Below are 22,668 nucleotides of genomic sequence, written 5' to 3' on the forward strand. Positions count from 1 at the left end.
ACAAATTATCTCTCTGCTAGATATGAGGAATATGAAACCACCCTTCCCCAATCTATAGAATCAGTTAAATGATCTTTGGTAATACTGTAGTAGTAATTGTTATCTAGCTTTTGCGCATCAAATAAATAGTTAATCCACTCAGCTATTGGTTTTTTATATTCTTTTTCTGATAACAAGAATAATATTTTCTCTTTTTTTGTAACAGCGGCCATGGTCTGTTCGGGTAGCTCATATCCCCGCATTAAATCTAATTGATCTGACAGCTCTTTTACGTGTCTAAGGATAAGCCATGTAGGTTTGGCGTCTTTGTCAAGAAATAAAAAACTACCTGAGTTATCAACTAGATAATACTCAACAGCCTGTGCTTGTATTAGAACACTAGCAAATAATTTTTGATATAATTCATTATCAAATAAATTATTAATGGAGTTTTCATACGCATTAACTATATTTTTTGTTAACTCTCTGAAATAGCGCTGAGTTAGGTCATCCACAGCTAATGTAATTTCTGGATATAGATTTTCACTTGTCTTGAGTATAAATTTATCAATTAAACCGTGATTGAAAGCTTTTATCGCAGTATCTTTATCTGCTTCAGCCGTTAGCATAATTTTAAAGATTTTTTTCTCTTTAATTTTTTTGCAAAATTCAATTCCGTTAATACCGGGCATTTGATAGTCCACAACTAACAATGGTGCATTCTCAAACCTTGCTTTATGATAAAGCTGATTTAACATGTTACTAACATCAAAGCCAATAACTCGATCATTAGTAGTATCTAAATTCACATCATTCATTAATTTGAAAATTGATTGGGTGATATCTTGACAATCGTTATCAATAAGATGAAAAGCCATATCTGAGCTTGTAAGTGTTAGTATATTAAACTTTTGGCCAAATTCTAAATCTAACGCATCCAAAAATGCTCTGTTATCATCTAAAAAAATGACTTTTATCGGATGATAAAAACAGGTAGGTCTTGCATCAATAATAGTCATATAGTAATTCCTCTACGTTACAGCCACAATTGCATCACCCATGATAAGTTGCCAATATTTCAGACCTTTAATTATAATGTATTGCTGTTAAGAAAAAATAATTAACATGGATGTCGCCCTGTATAATAAATGATTCTTCAAGTTTTTTCCTCCCAAATTTTATATTTAATCACTTAAGTTATTGAGATTTATGTTTTTCCGATTAAGTTAGAATCCTTTCTTGTTAATCTTCTTCAATTTACTCTAGAATTTTCTTTCTCATAAATCTACACCATTCCACAACCGTTAATTAAAGAATTAATTATATTTTTATTATTTATAATCAATGAGTTAACGATATTATCCCCCGGGGACAATTTATTAAATCGATAATCCATAACAGTGGTCCCGTGAAATTTAAAGTGCCATTAAAACAGATCCAGGATTAAATTTAATAAAATTCAAACGGCCCAAAACAAAAAAATATCAAAGACAATTAAGAGCATCACAAACCCTTTAAAATTTAGCACACTAAAGCCTCACGTTACGATTGAACTGCTTTTTCTAGGATTAATGTAATAGCCATTGCTTCAACATTAAAAAGCCTGATTAAATTAGGAGAATAAATTTAGTAGAGAAATCCATCTATTCCATCAAAATAAAAGATTTAATATAATGCCCTGAGAGATATAGGACTATTGTTAAATAGGTTATTGAAAAATAACAAACGACACAACCATTTATCTTGATAATAAGCGCATAGCTATAAAAAAGATTTGTCCACTTAATCAAAAACACAAATCTCAGCCAAACAATATATTCTTCGCCATGGGTAAAGATAGATAAAACAGATAACTCTATACGAAGACTAATATTACCAACATATATTGCTTAACAATCAATATTCTAAATATGAATTAATCATATACACTGGCGCAGATGGGAAAACAGTTCTTTTATTTTTGACATTTAGCTTACTAAAGGAGCCGTCATTCATCAGATAATGAGATGCTCTATTTATAGAAAGTAATTTATTACAATTAAAAATGATATCTAAAACATGAAAATAACATTATCTTATATCCATTCTCGAATTTAGGATATTATCAAAATAAGTCAATAACTTACTCGTAAAAATGCAAAAAGTATAATTTAATGTAACTTTTGCAATATTACTCTGTCTTCAAGATAAACACATCTATTTGATAGTTGGGCGGTTAGTATAAACGCGCACAAAACGCTGGAATAATTATTTTACAAAAATTCACAATGCGAGATACTAATCAAAATTTTAAAGGTACTAGAGTAAAAATCCAGTATCTGTCAGAAGTTTCCGACATTAGAAAATGTGGATAAAAGCTAAAAACACCCCATAAAGCTACACCATTACCATATACCTACACCATGACCTCCCATAAAGCCACACATGAAATTTTAAGTCCCATTAATCCCCATATTACTACACACAAAAACTCATAAACCTACACTATCAATCCCAAATAAATACACAATAGCTCTTATATAAATCATTTAAAATCATATGGTTATGATGTTTTTATTTGATGAACTTATGAATAGAAGAAAAAAGATATATATTTTCCTTTTTTTAGAATTAAGATGAATAGTACAAATTACCGCTTGCAAATTTGTTTCAATAAAGTTAGTCTAAAAAAATAGTACAAAGCACCTTATTGCAAAGGGGGATGGATGAAAGTAATTACAACAGCCGGAAACAAAGGAGGGATTGGCAAATCAACTATTGCTCTCACTCTTGCACAATATCTAGCTAAATGTAAAAACATGAAAGGGGCCTTTATCGATTTAGACCCACAAGGCAACTCTTCATCTAGCTTAATTCCGACTACAAGAGATCCAGCTCACCCAACTGGTTACATGCCTAAAGCACATCCAGAGTGGGATCCAAACAACTTACCAGAAGATGATCCTCATTGGGATGGAGTTAGTAGTATTGCAGATATATTCATAGGTAAATCTATTTATCCATATCCAACATGGGTTGACAATTTACATTGTTTTCCTTCTTTTGCTTCATTATTGGAAGATGCACAACGTGTTCTAAAAGTTGATGTAAAAGAAAAGGTTATAAATCGTCTTAAAGAATTTACCGAAATGCTATCAACCCACAGTGATTACCAATTTGTTATTATTGATACGAATCCACAGTTTGGCCCACTAACAATGGCAGGGTTGCGAGCAGCAACTCATGGACTATTGCCAACTGAACTTGAACAATATGGTATTAATGGAACCATAGGCATGATCCAAGCAATTTCACAAGAGCAACTTAGAAGAGTGAAAGACGATACTATTAAAATAGCGGGAATTTTACCTAACCAAGTTCGTAAAACAGCAGTACATACTAAGTTCCTTAATGATTTGCGTTCAATAGAAAAATCAGAAGAATGGTTATTACCTCCTATAGCCCAAAGAACCATTTATTCAGAATTGGTAGTAGAGGATGCAAAACCTAATTGTGTATTTAACTTACCACAAACACATCTCGCTAGAATTGAAAGTGAGAAATGGTGCTCTTATGTATATGACAGGGTATTTCATAATGTATACAACAAAATAGAAGAAAAGGAGGCTTCCTATGGTTAGTAAATTCAAACTGAATTCAGTTAAAACTGGAGAGACAAAGGATGCCATATCAAGAACACTGGCAATTGCCAATGATTATGCTGGGGAACTGTCAATAGAAGTATTGTCCTTAGATAAAATAGAACTTGATCCGGAAAACAATCGTGAACTAGCACTAACACTTCATGATGCAATAAATGGAATAGATCCCTCTGATCCTGAATATACAAAAAAGAAAAATGATTGGAAATCGCTTGAGTCATTAGCAAAAACTATACTAGATGATCAGTTAATTAACCCCATATTTGTATACAGATTTGGGAACAAATGTCGTTTAATCGCTGGTGAACGTAGAACCTTGGCCTCAGCGATTGCCGGTAAAAAGGAAATTATAGCAAGAATTGCAAGTCAACGACCTGTTGGTTCAAAGTTAAGAGTTCTACAGTGGATTGAGAATAATGAGCGTGTAGACTTATCTCTGGCTGAAAGAGTTGCGAGTATTGAGGCTATTGTTAAAGAGTATTTAAACGAAAATAAAGAAAAAAGTGATAGCGAGAAAATAACATCAAAAGTATTAAGTGATTTAACGGGAATGTCTATAACACAATCTCGAAGATATATTCTGATTTTGCAAGCTAGTCCAGAGATAAAGCAGGCGATTGCTGAAGGAAAAATAGAGAATGTAAAATTAATTGAATTAATTATTTCAGTTGAAAACGCAGAACATCAACAAGTTCTCTTAAAGGCAGCCATAGAAAATCTATCCTTTGATGCAATTGTAAAGCTAAAAAAAGAACTTGAATTTTCGTTAGTTACAAAAAAAGAAATAAGAGGACGTAAACAATTAAATGTTAGTTTAGGTAAGGTAAAACCCAATATTGCCAAAATTATCTTTGATGCCTTAGTTTCAAGCAACATTCTACACGAGAGCATCGTCGAGCAAATGAATATGTTAAGCAATAATGTCCAATGGAATAATGGTAAGTCAGTTGAGGAGTGCTTTAAAAAAATAATTCCTCTAATTGCTCAGGAAGTGTGATTAAAATGAATAAGCTGAAACTCAATAATAATGAAGACGATAAGAAAATTATTACATTTACTATTAATAAAGAAATTAAAGAGTCACTCAGAGAAATTCTGTTAAATTCTGAAAAATATAATTTAAAAAAGAAAACTGATTGGGTAAACGAAGCCATCATAATGTTAAAGGAAAATCCTGATTACAAAGAAATGGTACTCAATGCAGAAGGGAATAGTGAAAATTTCGTATTTGATAAAATTTATATGACATTTAAGCAACGATGTTTTTTTTCTGATATGAGAAATGAAGTTGTAAAGGAATATCCTGATATAAGAGGCCCTCAAACTGCCATAATACGCGCTGCTATTTTGAGTAGAATGATGAGGAAAAAATAAGAAAAAAGGCCAAACGGAATGGGTAATGTTCGCTGAAAAAACAATACGTAAACATGTAACAATTATTCATGCATACTCTTTAATGAGTGTATTGCAACGGAAAATTGTCAATGTGCTTTTGTATGAAGCAATAAAAGGAGATGGTCGCATAAATAACCATCAAAATTCGGTCGCTGTCGAATGTAATATGCCTTTTTCTAAGCTGTTAAAAGCAGTCAAGTTTAATAGTAATAATACCCAATATCTAAAAGAGTCCATTGATGGGTTGGCATCATTAAAAATAGAATGGAATTTATTGAAAGATAAGGTACCTACAGATATCTCGTTTTTAAATTTACGAGTTTTACATGGTGCGCCTACGTTCTATCAAGATAATACCATCAATTTTTCTTTTCATAAAATCATGCTTGATTTACTAGTTAATCCATCTATATACGGTACAATCGACGTTGATCTGCAATCTGAATTTGAATCGAAATATGGTCATGCTCTTTATGAAAATAGTACACGGTTTATTAACTTACAAAAAAATAAAATTATTTCATTAGATACATTTAGAAAAATTTTAGGAGTTCCTGAAGATAAATATCCAAGTATGCGGGAACTTACAAGAAATGTCATTTCGCCCTCATTAGAAGAGGTTAATGATCGAGCTAATTTTGCTGTTAGCTTGGATCCAATAAGAGTTGGTAGAAAAATTACTGGATTTGAGGTTCTAGTTAAGAACAAAAAAAATACAATAATATCAGAAGTCAGCTGTATTGATCGTGAAAATGAGCAGATACATAAAGAAATAAAATCAACTTTTGGCATATTAAATGAGTCAATATTAGAAAATATTATAAATAACTACTCAGAAGAGTATATTCAAGAGAAGATTAACTATACCAAGAAATATGCAAAAAAAGAGCGGACAGGTTTTTATCCTATCCCATATTTTATTAGCGCCTTAAAACACGATTATAAATTTAAGGAAGAACCTAAGCCAGAAGTTTCTCAAGAAAAAGCATCTAATGATGAAGCTGAGTGGGAAAAGAAATTATTCGCTTTACAGGCAGAACTCAATCATTGGGAAAAACTATCAGGATATACTAAAGCTGGAGATAACCAAGAGCATGTTAAAAACATGCAGAAATTTGTTCTAGAAGCCCAAGAAAAATTAAAGCAACATTATTTAGAGAAGCCAATTAAAATGGAGGCGGTTTAATATGAAATTTCCGGCCTTTGAACCAATCAATCTAAAGAATGAGCTCCAGTCCTTGGAAGCAATTGATCTGTGTTTATCAAAAATTTATCCAGATCAAAATCAGGCTAGAAAGTTTTTTAGCGATGCTTCACTAGAAGAATTGGCTTCATCAATTCGGCAGCATGGGATTATACAGCCTATTCTTGTCAAAGAAATAGATCATAATAGGAATGAATATCAAATTATTGCAGGTGAACGGCGTTGGCGCGCAGCTAAAATAGTTGGATTAGAAAAAATCCCTGCAATCATTAGAAAATACAATAAAGCAAATGGGATGGCAGTATCTTTAATTGAAAATATTCAAAGAGAAGATTTAAACCCATTGGAAGAAGCGCAAGCTATACAGCGATTAATAGAAGAGTGTTACATGACGCATGGTGAAGTTGCTGAAACTTTAGGTAGATCTCGAACAACGGTTACTAATCTTCTTAGATTGCTTACTCTCACAGATGAAGTAAAAGAAATGTTAAAAACGGGATTATTAGAAATGGGACATGCTAGAGCTTTATTAAGTTTGTCGAATGTACAACAAGTAGAAACAGCAAAAATAATTACTAGTAAGTCTTTATCTGTTAGGGAAACTGAAAAATTGGTTCAGCGCTTAAATAGGCCAGAAGATAAACAGGAGTTTTTTCTAAATCATCAATTTGAACAAAAAACGAAAGATTGGATGGCACAATTGTCGAAAAAACTTTCATCAAAAGTTAACATGCATTTTAATGATGGAGGAAAAGGTAGGGTGGTGATAAGTTTTGACTCTTTAGAGGAAGCAGATTGGTTAATGGCCCATCTTAAGGTGGAAGGGTAGGGCTATTTTTTATTCACAAAATTAGTGGATAACTATGTGGAAAAATTGGAAGTTGTTTGCCTTGAGCCTGTAGTTATAATTTTACTGGTATACCGGAAAAAAACGACCTCCAAATTTTACTTTCAAGAGACGATTGGACTACGTCGAATGGTAAAGTGTGGCAAAAGATCATCTTCTTTCTAATCACTATTAAAGCGTGCTTAAATCGATCTGATTATTTAATAACCACTTTTCTTTTAGAAATTAAAAAGTAAGTCAAGTTGGAATGCTGTTGTATGAGATAAGTTGTTGTGAACAGTCGTGGAGCAATTATTTTGACTCAATTCGGACCTTGGTTTTTTCTTCCTTTTGGTATTGGTTTTATTAGTATATTTTTGTGATATTAAAAGAAACAGCATATTGTGAAGGGAAAAAATATTTTCACTATACAAAGTTTTAAGTCGATAATTATGCTGATAACGGATTTTTATCATGCTTAAGAATTGAGCAAACGCATTTGTGTACGTTGAAAAAGCTAATGTTCTTCTTTGTCCCAACTTAGATTTTATTCTTCCATTAATGGCGGTGATTGTCCAATCATCCAGTAAATCTTTCTCTAGACGAAGCACATAATAGCGTTTGTCTTTCTCAAAGCGTGCCTCATGGTAGACTTCTTTGTAGGTAAAATCCAAATAGTGTAACCAGGGTAAAGTAATAAACCAGAGCGTCATTTAGAAAATAGCCAAATTAGCAATGCGTTTTAGGCGATCAGGATTGTCTTCAACATAAATTGCGGTAGTCACAATGTTAGCATGACCTGCAAGACGTGAGACTGCTTTAATATCCGCGCCTTGTTCAATTAATCGGGTAATGAAAGTACGTCGACCAGAATGGGAGCTTGCCCCAATGATTCCTGCTTTATCATAAAGTGACTTGAACCATTTTTGCAAACTATTGGGTGTAAAGCGACTTTTACGTTGGGTCTGAAATAAGGGTTTGTCTCGTGCAACATGTTTTAGGGTATCGAGATGTGCTTGGAGTGCTTTGCGGATTTTTTCATTGGCAAGATAAGCGTAACGTTGCTTTTCACCTTTGGTCATTGAGCGCTTCAAACAAATCTCTTCAAGTAATTGATAGTTGTAATCGGCTACATCTGCAATAGTGAGAGAGGCGATTTCTTTCACTCGCAATCCAAGACCAAAAGAACAATACACAAGGGCGCTATTTCTTATAGCGAATTGCCCATCTTTGGCAACAATAAGCAGTCGCTTAAACTCCGCTTCACTTAAGACTCTGGCCTTTCCTTCTTTTGGCATAAAAGACTCAATATTTTCCTGTTATAATGGTATTCTAAATAAATCAGGCTGTCTTGGCAAAAGCAAAAATAAAATTGTGGTTTATAGTAGAACTTTAGTATGAATACACTCATCGATGCAGCAATAAAATATCTTTCGAATCATTATTGCAGTGAAATAGAACTCATAAGGCAATTGGAGAGGGATTTTTCGCATGTGCCCGAGTTAGATGCTCAGATTCATGCAACCCTAGCTCGCCTTCGGGAATTACATTTAATTAATGATAATCGTTTGGCTGAATCATTAAGTGCCCGTTATATCCATAAAGGAAACCGTTTTATTCAAGAAATATTAAAACAGAAGGGCGTTAAAGAAGAAGTGATTGAGCAAGTCTTAGAACATATTGAACTGGAAGATGTTCGCGCCCTGGATGAAGCTCGGAAAAAAATGCGTGGATTTAAGAATGAGACAGATGAGGCAATAAATACAAAATTGGCTCGTTTCTTAAGTGGTCGAGGTTTTTCTCATGCCACGATAAAAACTGTACTTAAACAGTTAAGTGAAGAACAGACTACTTAACGTTTTAGATAGTGTAGCGGATGAATACAACAATCATTTGCATCTATAAGAAAAGAAAACTGTAAATTAAACTCTGAATGAAATGATAAAGTTACAACGTATCATGATTATTGGTAGACCAGGAAGTGGCAAGTCCACTTTTTCTGTTATGTTGCAAAAGAGTCTAAATATTCCATTGTTCCATTTAGATAAATATTTTTTTATTGCCGATTGGGTGCCACGAGAATATGAGAATTTTTTGTCACTCCAAAAAGAATTAGCTGCTAAGCCTTGCTGGATTATTGATGGTAATTCCAGCAAATCATTTGAGATACGTTATCGCGAAGCCGATATGTGCTTGTACTTTAATTTACCCAAGTGGCTATGTTATTGGCGGGTATTTAAGCGCTTGTTTTATAAGGCTTCAGAAATTGATGATAGAGCCGCTGGTTGCAATGAAACGGTCCGATGGTCGCTATTAAGTTATATGTGGAACTATGAACAACGGATTAACCCTTTATTAAATGTCTTAAAGAACCAATATCCAAAAGTGAAATTCATTGAACTCCGTAGCCCATATGATGTGGCGCACTTGATGCGTGTGCTTAAACATAAAGAAGAGTAAAGTATTGTGACAGGATTTTAATAAATGATGCCGACGAATATGATAATACTCTTGATGGGTATTGCAGGTACCGGTAAAAAAACCATAGGCGAGGCAATTACAACGCTGGCCCCTCAGTTTCGATTAGCGCATCACCATGCTTGGATCGATCCGGTTCTAAAACTTTTAGGTAACGATGCTCAAGTATTTTGGTCTCTTGATGATAAAGGATGGGCAGCGCTTAACAAAGCTCGTGATGTGATTTTTGATACGATGACTGCGGTTTGCTCTAAAGAAGCGAGCTTTGTTATTACCTATGAGCTCTTAGCGAATAATTCTTGGCATCAGGAATTTTTTAATCAAGTACAAACCGTTGCTCAAAAACGGGGAGCTGTGTTTGTTCCTATCCGACTGATTTGTAATGGTGCAGAGCTTGTTAAACGCTTAAAAGACTCAGATAGAAAAGGCTATTTTAAAACACAAGATGAGGCGCTTATTACAAAAAGATTGTTTGAAGAAGACGTTTATTTTAGCAAAGAGCCGTATGAAATGACTCTAGATGTGAGCCTCCTTTCAGCAGAGGAGTCAGCGCGTTGTATTTTGGATTGGACTTCCTTAGTTTATGGGAGTAAAAATCAGAATCTGGAATTTAAACCATTGAGTCAAAAAGATTTGAACTTAATGACCCAATGGTTTGCAGAGCCTACAGTGAAACAAGGGTATGCACGAAATCAACAGTTTTCTTTGGAAGATATTAGGGCAAAGTACTTACCCCGCATTGAAGGCATGGATCCAGTCCCGAGTTTTATTATTTATTTGGATCAAAAACCAATTGGTTTTATTCAATATTACTGTCTTGCCGACCATTTACCCGAAGGAATTTCAGGACATAATGCTTCCTTGTTTGACAAGGCTACACCTGAACAATTGGCTGGTATCGACCTTTTTATTGCAGAGCCATCGTGTCGTGGAGTAGGGTTGGGTAGACAAATTATAAGGCATTTTATTGCAAAACAACTCTACAGATTTAAAGCCGTTGTCGTTGATCCTCAAATTGGAAACGAACAAGCCATAGCGTGCTATCAAAAGGCTGGTTTTGTTCCCACGCAATACAGTGAAGATCCCAATTACCTACTCATGATAAACATGCTTACTTATAGAGGGTCCCATGAATATTCTTGAAACTCCCCGTCTGATTTTACGAACATGGCAGGAAGCTGATCTTGATCCTATGGCACTTATTGATCAAGACAAAAAAGTATGCCAATTTTTACCAGGAATAGGGAGTAAGAGTGCTACAAAAGCAGGCATTGAGCGGATTATTGCACATTATAAAGAGAAGGGATTTTCTTTGTATGCTGTTGAACTGAAAAGTACAGGGGAAATGATAGGATTTTTAGGGTTAATGACCCCTTCTTTTGAAGCGGACTTTACTCCCTCTGTTGAAATCGGCTGGAGACTTTCCTCAACACATTGGAATCAGGGTTATGCTACGGAAGGAGCAAAAGCAGTTTTGCATTATGCCTTTACCTCTTTAAATATTCCCGAAGTAGTTTCATTTACAACAGTGAATAATCTAGCTTCAAGACGTGTTATGGAAAAAATTGGTTTACATCACAATACCAAGGATGATTTTGACCATCCCAAATTGGAGCCTAATAGTCCCTTGAGACGACATGTGCTTTATCGATTATCCAGGGCTGATTATCTAAACAACAAAGGTATTCAAGCATGATTTGGGAGATCACGTTAAAAAAAATTACGGATACAACAGCGAACCATGCGGCGCAAAAATGGGTAAAAAACCCTACCCATCTTAAGCTTATCAATAATCAAATTAACTGTGTTTATCGATTTGAATCTAATGGACAAGGATTTTACCTACGCATGACGCATGAAAAAATACGAAAAGCTCGCGAACTTTTGAGTGCCATTGATTTTCAGAAGTATTTATTTTTGTGTGGTACGCCTATTTGTGAACCGGTGGTATCTCAAGAAGGAAATGATGTTGAAACTGTGCACCAAGAGGATTTGGAATTTTTTGTTCATGTTTGCCGGGAGGTACCAGGGCAAATCATGCATTTTGATTATTCAGATAAAAAAGCTTATCTAACATGGGGAAGGGCTCTAGGGCTATTGCATCAAGCCTCGCAAAGTTATGTTGCAGAGAAACATCACTTTTTAACTTGGGAAGATTTGTGGCGTGAGACTTTGGATTATGCGCGTCAAGAAGAGTCCTTGATTCAGGATTTATATGAAACGATTACGACACGCTTCAAAACTTTTTCAATCGACTCATCTAATTTTGGCCTAACCCATGGGGACCATCGTCCTGGAAATGTGCTTTATGATGGTGAGAGCGTTCATCTGATTGATTTTGATGAGCCAGTATATCATTGGTATCTTGCCGATATTGCCAAACCTTTTTTGGACTTATGCAATAAACCATGGCCTCTCTGGCAACCACTGTTTGAATGGTTTATAGAAGGATATAGGCAAATCCGGCCATTGAGCTCAGAAGAATTAAAAGAAGTGAATCATTTTTCGCAAATGAAAAGCTTAGATATCTACCTCTGGTGTAAATACAACTGGTTTGAAGAAACAGCTCCAGGAGGAAAGCCAGGGGATGAATGGCTTCATGACTTAAAAACTATGGCATTAACCCCTTTGTTTTATGTGCCATAACCGATTAAGGGAACTCCTATTGAGGTGGGTAATGAATAATATCATGGATGCGCGATAGCTCATTGGTTGGATTTCGGTAGCCATGCGGTTGATTGGCATTAAAACGCAGTCCTTCTCCTTTGGAAAGTGATTTCCAGAACCTACCTAACAAAATTTCAATGGTTCCATCCACAACAATGACATGCTCAATGACTCCATGTTTATGAGGAGGTGAAAGATGTTCGCATCCGGGCAATAACTCAATAACAAACAATTCAAAATGTAGCTGTTCATCAAAAGGAAACAGAGGAAGTACTCGTATTTTTTCATCATCTGGATGCAAAGTTTCAGCATGCCCTGTTCTATAAATAGGATTGGTTGAATCATCCAGACTGTCTTCAATAAACGATGAAAAGGAGGTTTGAAAGCCGCTCGCAATTTTCCATAGGGTAGAAATCGTTGGGCTTGACTCTTCGCGTTCAATTTGCCCAAGCATCGCTTTAGAAACGCCCGTTTCAAGCGCTGTTTTATCTAAGCTCCAACCTCGATCTTGTCTTAATGATTTTAGTATTTTTGCAATGCGGTTTGAAATTTCTTGCATTATGTCCCTTATTAAAAAAAGCTTGTGCGTTTTAGCGCACAAGTATATACTGGTTTATTATGCGTTATAACGCACGAATTGTGAAGTAGATTGTGGAGGATTGTATGGTTGAACACCCTTTTAAAAACAAACTGGTTGCAGTGCTTAACAAACGTATCGAGCCTGGCAAAGTAATGAATGCACTTGCTCATATGTGTATTGGTTTAGGCGCTGTGATTGGTACAGAAGAACTGCGTTTAACCGATTATCGAGATGCAGACGGAGGCTCTCACCCGTATATTTCAGAAATCCCTTTTATAATTCTTTGTGAGAATTCCAACAAAATTAGAACATTACGCCAGAATGCTTTAGCAAAAAATGTTCTCTTTAATGATTTTACCGATACGATGACTGTTGGGTCCTATCAAGAGCAAATTGAAAGAACGGCACAGGTTAAAGAGAACGATCTGATTTATTATGGCATTGTCTTGTTTGGGGATTGGGACGTAGTGACAGAGCTCACTAGAAAGTGTTCTTTGTGGCGATGATGGGATGGTGATAAGCGATGAATAAAGAGAAAAAGTTAAGTAAACGCGCGCAAATCATACAAGATTTTTTATCTCAAAAAGGGATATCGTGTGAGGTCAAAGAACTTGATTCGAGCACTCGCACGGCAAAAGATGCTGCTGATACTTTAAGATGTGGTGTTGCTCAAATTGTGAAGTCATTACTATTTTGCACAGAAAAAACCAACAAGCCAGTATTAGTATTAGCAAGTGGTGTTAATCGTGTGAATGAGAGCTTGATTGTTAGTCTCATCAATGAACCTATTGGGAAAGCTGATGCAGATTTTACACGAGAAATCACTGGTTTTGCGATTGGTGGAGTTCCTCCCGTTGGCCATAAAAACGTTATTGATACGGTTCTTATTGATGAAGATTTGTTATGCCATGAAGTTCTTTGGGCTGCAGCAGGAACGCCCAATGCAGTGTTTTCATTATCTCCTGAAACATTGAAACAGCTAACAAATGGGATGGTGGTAAAGATTAGAGAGTAAGTCATGCAAAAAATATTCTGGGATAATCCCTATCAACGCCAATTAATGACTAAAGTGGTGTCAGTCAATGAGAATCGACTACTTTTTGCAGAGACTATTGGTTTTTCGTTTTCCGGTGGTCAGGAAAGTGATACAGTCCGCGTGAACGGCCTGATAGTCACTCATTCTGAAATAGAAGATCACTTGATTTATTATACATTACCTGCGGAGCATGGACTTTCTAAAGGCGATGTTGTCCTTATGGAAATTGACTTTGTTCGTCGTTATAAATTGATGCGCCTTCATTTTGCTGCTGAATTAATCTTAGAGCTTGTCCAAAGAATGCTGCCCGTTGAAAAAATAGGTGCTCATATTGCTGAGCATAAGGCTAGAATTGATTTTAGCTATCAGCACAATATTTCGGATATCTTTGACTCTCTTTTGTTTGAATACAATCAAATTATTGCAAAAGATATGCTTATTCACACTGGATTTTCTGATGAGAAGAGTCAAATGCGTTATTGGGAAATCGAAGGATTTTCTAAGGTTTCTTGTGGTGGAACACATGTAAAATCAACCGCTGAAGTGGGTTATATTACGTTAAAAAGGTCGAATGTGGGTAAAGGTAAAGAACGAATTGAAATTTATCTGGTACAATAAATTCAGCTTAAACATAAAGTGTCTTAATCAAAAAAGTAGCTTAATACTACGGGAGTTATGAGTGAATGCAGAAGAAATTACAGTTTTAAATGATTTAAAAAACGATATAAATCAATTGCTGGGATTTCATGAAGAAACACCAAGGATTAATTATGGTCCTTGTGGCGCGTTTGCTAAATTATTTTTTGATGCTTGGAATGACCGCTTTCAGGATAAAGTGCATATTGTTTTTGTGATGATGAAATCCCATGAAGAGTGCTGGCACATTGCATTGCGCATGCCTTCAGGAGAACTTTATGATGGAGGAGTTGGCCTTCATTGTGAAGAAACTTATGGAGAAGATTACTTGTTTGAAGACATGATCGAATATGATCATGAACGTTTGGAAAAATGGTCTTATGGTCTTGAACGTGATTATCCACGTTTTTGTCCTGATTTTAATAAACAAGTGGTGAATTCATTGATTATTCATCATCTAGATCGATTGCGATCTCAAGAAAGTTGACTTAATGCGTTATTTACCTCAATAAGCAATTCAAAAATTAAGTAAAGAGCATTACTCAAAACCGCGTTTTGTTTTTTTGGACTGGCTCTGTTTCTCGATGGTGAATAACACAAGCCCAGATATTTGATGAGGATATCGCTATGAAACAAGAACACCAACTGATTTATGAGCTAGAGACTTCTCTTTTAAATCCGAAAACGAGAAAATCGATTACCCAACTGAAGCTACTGATTGCTGATAAATTTATCGAGTATGGGGCCTCTGGTTCAATTTACAATAAGAACGACCTACTTGATTCTCTTCCAGAAGAAGAGTCACGAAGTTATATGGTTAATGACTTTTCAGTATTAGAGGTGTCGCCCGAAGTCATGTTGGCAACTTATAAGGTTACTGTTGCCTCAAAAAGTTCCTTACGTTCTTCGCTCTGGCAATACAAACACAACCGTTGGCAAATGGTGTTTCATCAAGGCACGCCTTGCCAAGAGGAATAATTCATTTTTACAGGTATTAAGATGATAACGATAGCCTATCTAAAACATCACTCCGATTGCATTCCAGAGCTTGCTAAGATTTGGCATGAAGTATTAGGAAAAATTTGGGTTCCTGATGTGCCCACTTCGCGTGTAGAAGAAAATTTACGAAATCATTTAAACATCGAGCAGTTACCGCTCACTGTTGTTGCTTTTGATGAAGATAAACCTGTTGGGATGTGCTCTTTACGCGTGAATGATGGGATCCGTCCTGAACTAACTCCCTGGCTAGGCTCGTTAGTGGTAGCGCCAGGCCATCAAAAACAAGGTATTGCAAGACAGCTTATTCTTCGAGTAAAAGAAGAAGCCCAAACATTAGGGTTTAAAAATCTTTATCTTTTTGCTTTTGATCCTACCATTCCAGAATATTACAGTCGTCTTGGTTGGCGCACGATTGGCATGGATGAATTTAAAGGACATCCTGTCACCGTCATGGAGATAATATTGTGAAGATTAGACAATTGTTTGATGCGGATTGGAATATATGGAAAGAAATACGTTTAGAGGCTCTGGCCAACTCACCAGAAAGCTTTGGCTCTTCTTATGACGAGGAAGCGTTAATGTCCGATACTGATTTTCAAAATGGATTAAGTAAAGGATACGTATTAGGTGCCTTTGTTGATGATTTATTAGTGTCTTGTGCTGGATTCTATAAGCTTAATTCACTTAAAACCAAACACCGTGGTGTACTTTGGGGTATGTATACTCGTCTTGAATACAGAGGGAAAGGTATTGCAACAGCATTAATTCAGACCCTGATACAACATGCAAAAACCTGCGTTACTCAATTGCACTTAACCTGTGTTACGAGCAATTTTGTGGCCCGCGCTTTTTATCAAAAGCAAGGGTTTCGAATTTATGGTACTGAACCTAAAGCACTTAAAATTAATGATACCTTCTATGATGAATATTTAATGGTATTGGATTTTAAAGAGGAACCCATGAAAAAACTAGATACCTATCAGAGCCTGTGTACTGAAGTATATGATTTAAGTAAACCCAATGTGCCACAAGATGCGTACTCTTTTTACCGAAGCTATGCTGTAGAGGCTAAAGGCACCATTTTAGAGCCTATGTGTGGTACGGGTCGATTTTTATTGCCTTTGGCTGAAGAAGGATTTGATGTTCAGGGCTTTGATGCAAGTCAACCGATGCTTGAGCGACTGCATGCAAAAGCAAGGAGCAAAAATCTTAATCCAAAAGTCTGGTATGGTTTTATTGAAGATTTAAATCAATCTGAGAAGTACTCTTTGATTTTTATACCCAGTGGTTCATTTTGTCTCATTACTGAAAAGGCGGATATCCAAAAAGCCTTAAAAATCATTTATGAGCACCTAGAAGATAAAGGACTTTTTGTATTTGAAGTAGAAACACGCTATGCAGTTCCTAATGAATTAGGTATATGGAGAGGCTCAAGATGGCCCAAAGAAGATGGAACTCTCATCGTATTAAGTCAATTAGCCATGCTCAATGAAGAGGTTTGTTACTCTATCGGCAAATACGAGTTGATTGAAAACAACCGTGTGATTCAAACAGAGGTAGAGGAATATAAAATTCGCATTTATCAAAACTCTTCTTTCTTGCACAATTTGCTTACTGAGGTTGGTTTTAGCAATGTACGGATGGTTAAAGGATTTGACCGAAACGCGCCACCTGATGAAAAAGACGAAAGTATTGTTTTTGAATGCAGAAAATAATTGAGGTAATAAATGAAGATTCTATGTCCAGCACCACTGCAAAAAGGAGATATCGTAGGGCTTATTTCACCGTCGAGCCCTATTATGGAACAGGATATAGAAGCGGGAGTTCATTTATTAAAGTTGAATGGATTTAAGGTAAAGTATGCAAAGCATATGTTTGCATCAGAACGATTTTTAGCGGGAAAAGACAGTGAACGTGCCAATGATGTGATGGATTTCTTTAAAGATTCTGAAGTGAAAGCAATTATTGCAACCCGAGGCGGACAAGGTTCACAACGTATTTTACCTTTTTTAGACTATGAATTAATTAAGAGAAACCCAAAACAATTATTCGGGTTTAGTGATACCACCGCGTTGCAATTAGGCCTATTTAAAAACAGTGGCTTAGTAAGTTATACAGGATTTACTTTGACTATTCATTTGAGTACCCAGGTTAAAAAAACATTACTTTCTTCTTTATTAGGCCAAGAATACATAATTTCCAAAGGAATAAAGGTTCATGCAGGTGTTAGTCGAGGCCCTTTACTTGGTGGAAATTTAACTCTGATGACTAATTTAATGGGCACACCTTATCTGCCTAGTTTTAAAGAAAGTATTTTGTTGGTAGAAGACGTTGGTGTCGAGCCCTATAATATTGATGGCATGCTCTCCCAACTAGATTTAGCAGGAATTTTTGATGAAGTTTCTGGCGTTATTTTTGGTACATTTGAACACTGTAAAAGTAAGAACTCGCATCAGCATGATGGTACGGTAGAAGATGTAATCAATGAATGGGCTTCAAAATTAAAAGTACCTTGCATTAAAGAGTTTCCCTATGGGCACGGTAAGCAAAATTGCATTCTTCCAATTGGCAAAGTGGTTACTTTAGATGCAGATAATGCTTGCGTTACAATTCAAATTTAAAAAAAGAAATAACCACTACTGATGAGAACATTGTTTTAATAGAGGCATAAATGAATACACAAGAAATACCCAAAGAGTATCAACATATCTCTCCAGCAGGTGCTGAAGTTCGATTGCTGATGAATAATCATTTAGGTGGAATGGCTCACTGTACTTTGAAAGCAGGAACAATTTCCAAAGCAGTTCGTCATAAAACTGTATCTGAATTTTGGCATGTCCTTTCTGGTGACGGTGCAATTTGGCGTAAATTGAACGATGAAGAGAGTATTACGCCTTTAACACCTGGAGTCAGCATCGATATTCCCTTGGGAACACATTTTCAATATCGAAGTGATGCAGCAGATTTAGTGTTTATTTGCGTTACTATGCCACCTTGGTCAGGCAGTGATGAGGCAAGTTATGTGGAGCATGGTGCCTGGTCTCCTACAGTGGGATAAATTAAATGACTTTAAAGTTATCGTTTTTAGAAAATCCAAACCCTGATGATGTTCAAATATTAACAAATGGGATTAAGGCGTATGCCAAACAACAAAGAGGCTTCGAATCTTTAGATTTCTTTGCATGCTTTATTCGTGATGCAGACAATAGCATTGTGGGTGGTTGTAGTGGCGGAACACTCTATGGAGGTCTTCATGTCGATAATCTTTGGGTGAGTGAATCCATCAGACATCAAGGATGGGGAACAAAACTCATGCAAAAGGCATTGAAGTATGGTAGTGAGAAAGGCTGCGCTTTTGCAACAGTTAACACTATGGATTGGGAGGCAATAGAATTTTATAAAAAATTAGGGTTCAAACTTGAATTTGAGCGGCATGGATTTCAAAAAAATTCTATTTTTTATTTTTTGCGTAAAGAATTTCAAGAAACAACAGACATCGGGCTCTTAAATGGTGATTCAGTCTCCGGCTTAAGTCAAAGCCTAAAATCGCATGTATTAGAATCTGTAGTGAGAGAAGAGGCTGTCTCAATAAACAATGCACTCCATTTTAAATGGGGACAAGGTTGCGATGGATGGTGGTTAAAAAATGAGGGGCAGTTTAGTGTTATTTATGAAACGATGCCTGCTGGAAGTTGTGAGATAAAGCATTATCATCAGAAAACAGAACAATTTTTTTATTGTTTACAAGGACAATTGGTTATTGAGTTTGAAAATTATGAACAGGTGTTGCAGGAACAGGAAGGAATAACTATTAAAGCATGGGCAGCTCATAAAGTGAAAAACAGTTCCGGAAATTTGGTTTCTTTTTTGGTGATTTCATCTCCTAATCTATCCGGGGATAGAGTGAATCTGGAGTCCTAAAATGTCTGTTGAATTGATTATCCGCAAAGCAGTAATTGATGATGCTCAACATCTTCACCCTTTAATGGAGCAATTGGGCTATCCGCAATCGCCTGATGAGTTGCAAAGAAGACTTGAGCTATTTACTAATGAACTGCATTACGGTGTTCTTCTTGCGGAAATTGCTGGAAAAGTTGTTGGTTGGATTGCTTGGTCTAAGAGCTATCTTTTTGTTTCAGAAACAACAAGATTTCATATTGAAGGCCTTGTGGTCGACCAAGGATATCGTAATCAAGGAATAGGTAAAAAGCTTATGATTACTGTTGAGGAATTTGCCAGGCAGTTTAGTCCCTGTATCATTGATTTGACATCGGGACTTAGGCGAGCCAAAGAGGGCTCTCATGATTTTTACAAATCGCTTGGTTATCAGAATGAAGGTCATATGGCAAAACTGTATTTAAGGAAAGTGCTGTGAACATCAAAGAATTACAATCTGCTTTAAAAATTGAGACAGCAACATTAGATGATTATCCTATCATCCAAAATATGGCACGATTTTATGTATATGAACTCTCTCGTGACTGCGGTTTTATTTCAGAGGATTGGGCTTTGCCTCCCGATGGCCTTTATGAAAGCTTCGATTTTAAAAAATACTTTGAAGAGCCGACAAGAAAAGCCTTTCTGATTAAAGTAGGTAATGAATTAGCAGGTTTTGCCCTATTAAATCAAGAAGGAATTTACCCAGATACTATGTGGAATATGGGCGAGTTTTTCATTACTGCAAAGTTTCAAGGCAAAGGTTTAGGTTTTTTGGTTTCCTCTGAACTTTGGAACATGCATCCAGGCTTATGGGAAATTTCTGTGATTCCGGAAAATAAGCCAGCGCTTAACTTTTGGCGCAAAACTATTGCAAAAATTACAATGGGTAATTTCCAGGAAGAAATTAAAACAGTCAATTATGATCCACATCAGCCTCAGCGAGTTATTTTTCGTTTTGATAGTAATGTACAGAATGTAGGGGAACCTTTAGAAAGCAAGAAAGAATATCAAATCCAATTTGTTGATGAGCTTGATGAGACAACAGAAAACCGAATGACAAAGGGATTTGTTGCCTATGAGGCTCAGCATGGTATCGACGTCAATTATCGATGTTTTTCAGTGACTATTTCTTCTGCCCAAGGAGAAGTTTTTGGGGTGATTAATGCCTATACAGCATTTTCTGAAATTTATGTGGATGATATTTGGGTAGATAGCGCTTATCGTGGTAAAGGGTATGGTAAGCAGTTATTGCTTGCTCTAGAACATCATTTCAAAGGTCAGGGCTTTAATAATATCAATTTAGTGACTAGTGCATTTCAAGCGCCAGAATTTTATAAGAAATGCGGTTTTACAGCAGAATTTACGAGAATCAATAAAAAAAATCCCAAGTTAAGCAAAACATTTTTTGTTAAATTTTTTAATGAAGAGTTAGAAACACAAGGCATTCTTAAGGCGGTTCATAGTGAATAGAAGTCAGCTAGAAACAATCTGTAAAAAATTAAAGATAAACCAACCTTGTGACTTGCCTCAAAGAGTCTATGGCGGTCTTTTACATAAAATGTGGTATCTGGAGTGCAATGGCTCGCAGTTTGCTGTAAAACAACTCAATAGCAGGATCCAATTGACTGAAGAAGTTAAATCCCAATATGAATTGACAGAAGAGATAGCCTTCCTATTTTCCAAGCATACGATACCTGCAATCCATGCTCTAAAAATAGAAAATAATTATTTAATCCTTTCGGAAGATGAAGCTTTTCTTGTTTATCCTTGGATAGCAGCAAAAGCATTAAATAAAGACGCTATATCTGAGGTGCATGCACTTAAAATAGCTGCCTTTTTGGCAAAAATTCATTGTATTAATCTTAATGTCCCTGAACTAAGCACTCAAGAATTTGATATTCATACCAATGAAAAAATTAGTGTGTTAATAGACCAGTCAGCAAGCCAAAATTTGGTGTTTAAAGAGCAATTAAAAAGTAATCAACGAATTATAATTGAGCTTAATGAGCTCTATCAAAAAGTAATACCTATTTTACAAAGTAGTAGTGTAGTAACCCATGGCGATCTGGATCAAAAAAATGTTTTATGGGATAAAAATGATACTCCATTTCTCATCGATTGGGAGTCTGCGCGAAAACTTAATCCTACCTATGAAATAGTCAATTGTGCTCTTGATTGGAGTGGAATTACTACCCCATTTTTTCATAAATCTTTATTTATAAAAATGCTAAAAATATATGCATCATCTGGATTAACTATAAATCAGGATCATTTAGAGGCCGCCTTTTATGGTGTTCTTGGTAATTGGATCAATTGGCTGGTGTATAATATAGAGCGTTCTTTTAGCTCTGATAGCGAGCAGCAGAATATTGGTGTTGAACAGGTTCTTCAGGTTTTGCCTACTATTATTCAAGTCAAGGCGAGTATTACAGAATTAACTCAATTAGTAACACGTGAATTAAGAATAAACTGTTAACTTTATTCAACTTTGATTACCATATCGCACGAAATTAACTTAAGTTTCAAGGAATGCTTCATGATGAATACTAAAGCGCTATTTCCTCGTTTTGTTCCCATTCAATCGGATTTTACCCGCAATAGTGATATTGAACAGGTTGCAAAAATTATTAATGAATCTGATATACCGCTTCATCTTTTAGTTCATAATGCAGGAATGAAAAGCCCTCCACGTCCGTTAACTGAATATGATTGTGACAGTATTGACGCAGTGTTCCAGGTTAATTTATTAGCTCCCATGAAACTAACAGCACTTCTCGCGGTAGGGATGCCTGAGAAGTCTCGGATTTTATTTGTTACATCAAGGGCAGCCACTTTGAAACTTAAAGAAAGTTCAACATACTGTGCCAGTAAAGCAGGTTTGGATGAAGTAACGGCTATTGTGAGAAAAGAGTTAGCCGAGAAAAATATCGGTGTGTTTTGTGTTATTCCAGGGGAAGTGGATACAAGAATTCAAAAAATTTTAAGAGAAACAACTTCATTTCATTTGCATAAAATGTTTGATGAGGCTTATCAGTCCGGTCACTTAATAAGTCCAGAAACTTGCGGGGAATTCCTTAAATGGATTCTTTGCGGCTTATCTTTTGATGAATTTAAGCAAAGCAATATGCCAGTTTCTATCTATGAAGAATGGCATCATCCATTCTGGCTTAGAGATAAGAGTCAGCTACCTCCCTTTCCTTTCTAATTCATTTATGAATTTTTACGATCAGTTCCAATAAAAGATCAACTTCGGAAAATAGATGCTTCGTTTGTTCTGTTCTTTTTCAA

At 35.8% G+C, this 22,668-nt stretch carries 28 protein-coding genes and 1 pseudogene; 25 read left to right on the top strand and 4 right to left on the bottom strand.

The features are described 5' to 3' along the window. Positions 1 to 5: 5 nt before the first annotated feature. Positions 6 to 998, bottom strand: coding sequence for a response regulator (locus Lsan_RS11835; protein WP_014845164.1), 993 nt, complete (start codon positions 996 to 998; stop codon positions 6 to 8). A 1,686-nt stretch (positions 999 to 2,684) separates the two neighbouring features. Here Lsan_RS11835 and Lsan_RS11840 point away from each other — a divergent pair. From Lsan_RS11840 to Lsan_RS11860, 5 genes are read left to right on the top strand one after another with little or no spacing between them, the layout of a single operon-like run. Beyond that, positions 2,685 to 3,599: a ParA family protein gene (locus Lsan_RS11840; RefSeq protein WP_010655313.1), complete on the top strand. Its 915-nt coding sequence runs from the start codon at positions 2,685 to 2,687 to the stop codon at positions 3,597 to 3,599. Then, positions 3,592 to 4,617, top strand: coding sequence for a ParB/RepB/Spo0J family partition protein (locus tag Lsan_RS11845; RefSeq protein ID WP_014845018.1), 1,026 nt, complete (start codon positions 3,592 to 3,594; stop codon positions 4,615 to 4,617). Before Lsan_RS11840 ends, Lsan_RS11845 begins: the two co-directional genes overlap by 8 nt. Before the next feature lie 5 nt (positions 4,618 to 4,622). Further along, positions 4,623 to 4,994, top strand: a complete 372-nt coding sequence (locus Lsan_RS11850) for a hypothetical protein (protein ID WP_010655311.1) — start codon at positions 4,623 to 4,625, stop codon at positions 4,992 to 4,994. Positions 4,995 to 5,019: 25 nt separating this feature from the next. After that, entirely contained in the window at positions 5,020 to 6,201 is a 1,182-nt protein-coding gene (locus Lsan_RS11855) for a replication initiation protein (protein ID WP_014845020.1), read from the top strand. A 52-nt stretch (positions 6,202 to 6,253) separates the two neighbouring features. Continuing rightward, complete coding sequence (locus Lsan_RS11860) at positions 6,254 to 7,048, top strand: ParB/RepB/Spo0J family partition protein (RefSeq protein WP_225316559.1); 795 nt, start codon at positions 6,254 to 6,256, stop codon at positions 7,046 to 7,048. Positions 7,049 to 7,284: 236 nt separating this feature from the next. Here Lsan_RS11860 and Lsan_RS11865 read toward each other — a convergent pair whose 3' ends face one another. Beyond that, positions 7,285 to 7,758, bottom strand: coding sequence for a hypothetical protein (locus tag Lsan_RS11865; protein ID WP_014845022.1), 474 nt, complete (start codon positions 7,756 to 7,758; stop codon positions 7,285 to 7,287). Further along, a complete protein-coding gene (locus Lsan_RS11870) occupies positions 7,759 to 8,343 on the bottom strand; it encodes a tyrosine-type recombinase/integrase (protein ID WP_014845023.1) in 585 nt (194 codons plus the stop codon). It abuts the gene before it with no gap. Between the two features lie 99 nt (positions 8,344 to 8,442). Here Lsan_RS11870 and Lsan_RS11875 point away from each other — a divergent pair, with 99 nt between their 5' ends. The 5 genes from Lsan_RS11875 (at position 8,443) to Lsan_RS11895 (ending at position 12,169) form a co-directional block, all read left to right on the top strand. Then, positions 8,443 to 8,901, top strand: a complete 459-nt coding sequence (locus Lsan_RS11875; protein ID WP_014845024.1) for a regulatory protein RecX — start codon at positions 8,443 to 8,445, stop codon at positions 8,899 to 8,901. 82 nt (positions 8,902 to 8,983) lie between these two features. Continuing rightward, complete coding sequence (locus tag Lsan_RS11880; RefSeq protein WP_014845025.1) at positions 8,984 to 9,505, top strand: P-loop NTPase family protein; 522 nt, start codon at positions 8,984 to 8,986, stop codon at positions 9,503 to 9,505. A gap of 24 nt (positions 9,506 to 9,529) precedes the next feature. Further along, positions 9,530 to 10,666, top strand: a complete 1,137-nt coding sequence (locus Lsan_RS21580) for a GNAT family N-acetyltransferase (RefSeq protein ID WP_014845026.1) — start codon at positions 9,530 to 9,532, stop codon at positions 10,664 to 10,666. Then, positions 10,653 to 11,219 (top strand): GNAT family N-acetyltransferase, encoded by a 567-nt coding sequence (locus Lsan_RS11890; RefSeq protein ID WP_014845027.1) that lies wholly within the window; start codon positions 10,653 to 10,655, stop codon positions 11,217 to 11,219. Before Lsan_RS21580 ends, Lsan_RS11890 begins: the two co-directional genes overlap by 14 nt. Then, on the top strand, positions 11,216 to 12,169 hold the full coding sequence (locus Lsan_RS11895; RefSeq protein WP_014845028.1) for a phosphotransferase enzyme family protein: 954 nt from the start codon (positions 11,216 to 11,218) through the stop codon (positions 12,167 to 12,169). The genes Lsan_RS11890 and Lsan_RS11895 overlap by 4 nt, the downstream gene beginning before the upstream one ends. A gap of 16 nt (positions 12,170 to 12,185) precedes the next feature. Here Lsan_RS11895 and Lsan_RS11900 read toward each other — a convergent pair whose 3' ends face one another. Then, positions 12,186 to 12,749, bottom strand: a complete 564-nt coding sequence (locus Lsan_RS11900) for a helix-turn-helix domain-containing protein (RefSeq protein ID WP_014845029.1) — start codon at positions 12,747 to 12,749, stop codon at positions 12,186 to 12,188. Between the two features lie 104 nt (positions 12,750 to 12,853). Between Lsan_RS11900 and Lsan_RS11905 the strand changes: the two genes are divergently transcribed. The 15 genes and pseudogenes from Lsan_RS11905 to Lsan_RS11970 all read left to right on the top strand — a co-directional run bounded on the left by Lsan_RS11905 (position 12,854) and on the right by Lsan_RS11970 (position 22,585). Then, a complete protein-coding gene (locus Lsan_RS11905; RefSeq protein WP_014845030.1) occupies positions 12,854 to 13,276 on the top strand; it encodes a DUF2000 domain-containing protein in 423 nt (140 codons plus the stop codon). Positions 13,277 to 13,293: 17 nt separating this feature from the next. Further along, complete coding sequence (locus Lsan_RS11910; RefSeq protein WP_014845031.1) at positions 13,294 to 13,785, top strand: YbaK/EbsC family protein; 492 nt, start codon at positions 13,294 to 13,296, stop codon at positions 13,783 to 13,785. 3 nt (positions 13,786 to 13,788) lie between these two features. After that, the gene (locus tag Lsan_RS11915) at positions 13,789 to 14,424 is read left to right on the top strand and encodes an alanyl-tRNA editing protein (protein WP_014845032.1); all 636 of its coding nucleotides are present in this window, start codon (positions 13,789 to 13,791) and stop codon (positions 14,422 to 14,424) included. Between the two features lie 61 nt (positions 14,425 to 14,485). Then, positions 14,486 to 14,929, top strand: a complete 444-nt coding sequence (locus tag Lsan_RS11920) for a hypothetical protein (protein ID WP_014845033.1) — start codon at positions 14,486 to 14,488, stop codon at positions 14,927 to 14,929. Between the two features lie 140 nt (positions 14,930 to 15,069). Further along, entirely contained in the window at positions 15,070 to 15,420 is a 351-nt protein-coding gene (locus Lsan_RS11925) for a nuclear transport factor 2 family protein (protein ID WP_014845034.1), read from the top strand. Positions 15,421 to 15,441: 21 nt separating this feature from the next. Continuing rightward, positions 15,442 to 15,909 (top strand): GNAT family N-acetyltransferase, encoded by a 468-nt coding sequence (locus Lsan_RS11930; RefSeq protein WP_014845035.1) that lies wholly within the window; start codon positions 15,442 to 15,444, stop codon positions 15,907 to 15,909. Further along, positions 15,906 to 16,358, top strand: a pseudogene (locus tag Lsan_RS22990) (N-acetyltransferase family protein); the annotation flags it as partial. The gene Lsan_RS11930 and the pseudogene Lsan_RS22990, both read left to right, overlap by 4 nt. 42 nt (positions 16,359 to 16,400) lie before the next feature. Next, complete coding sequence (locus Lsan_RS22995) at positions 16,401 to 17,156, top strand: class I SAM-dependent DNA methyltransferase (protein WP_029489094.1); 756 nt, start codon at positions 16,401 to 16,403, stop codon at positions 17,154 to 17,156. 12 nt (positions 17,157 to 17,168) lie between these two features. Next, complete coding sequence (locus Lsan_RS11940) at positions 17,169 to 18,062, top strand: S66 peptidase family protein (protein WP_014845037.1); 894 nt, start codon at positions 17,169 to 17,171, stop codon at positions 18,060 to 18,062. Positions 18,063 to 18,112: 50 nt separating this feature from the next. Further along, complete coding sequence (locus Lsan_RS11945; RefSeq protein WP_014845038.1) at positions 18,113 to 18,499, top strand: cupin domain-containing protein; 387 nt, start codon at positions 18,113 to 18,115, stop codon at positions 18,497 to 18,499. 5 nt (positions 18,500 to 18,504) lie between these two features. Then, positions 18,505 to 19,362, top strand: a complete 858-nt coding sequence (locus tag Lsan_RS11950) for a GNAT family N-acetyltransferase (RefSeq protein WP_014845039.1) — start codon at positions 18,505 to 18,507, stop codon at positions 19,360 to 19,362. 1 nt (position 19,363) lies between these two features. Further along, the gene (locus Lsan_RS11955) at positions 19,364 to 19,816 is read left to right on the top strand and encodes a GNAT family N-acetyltransferase (protein ID WP_014845040.1); all 453 of its coding nucleotides are present in this window, start codon (positions 19,364 to 19,366) and stop codon (positions 19,814 to 19,816) included. Further along, positions 19,813 to 20,850 carry a GNAT family N-acetyltransferase gene (locus tag Lsan_RS11960; RefSeq protein ID WP_014845041.1) on the top strand — a complete coding sequence of 346 codons (1,038 nt, stop codon included), beginning with the start codon at positions 19,813 to 19,815 and terminating at the stop codon, positions 20,848 to 20,850. Before Lsan_RS11955 ends, Lsan_RS11960 begins: the two co-directional genes overlap by 4 nt. Next, positions 20,843 to 21,856, top strand: a complete 1,014-nt coding sequence (locus Lsan_RS11965) for an aminoglycoside phosphotransferase family protein (protein WP_014845042.1) — start codon at positions 20,843 to 20,845, stop codon at positions 21,854 to 21,856. Before Lsan_RS11960 ends, Lsan_RS11965 begins: the two co-directional genes overlap by 8 nt. 60 nt (positions 21,857 to 21,916) lie before the next feature. Then, complete coding sequence (locus tag Lsan_RS11970; RefSeq protein WP_014845043.1) at positions 21,917 to 22,585, top strand: SDR family oxidoreductase; 669 nt, start codon at positions 21,917 to 21,919, stop codon at positions 22,583 to 22,585. Positions 22,586 to 22,668 lie beyond the last annotated feature (83 nt).

Source organism: Legionella santicrucis (assembly GCF_001468135.1).
Classification (GTDB): Bacteria; Pseudomonadota; Gammaproteobacteria; order Legionellales; family Legionellaceae; genus Legionella; species Legionella santicrucis.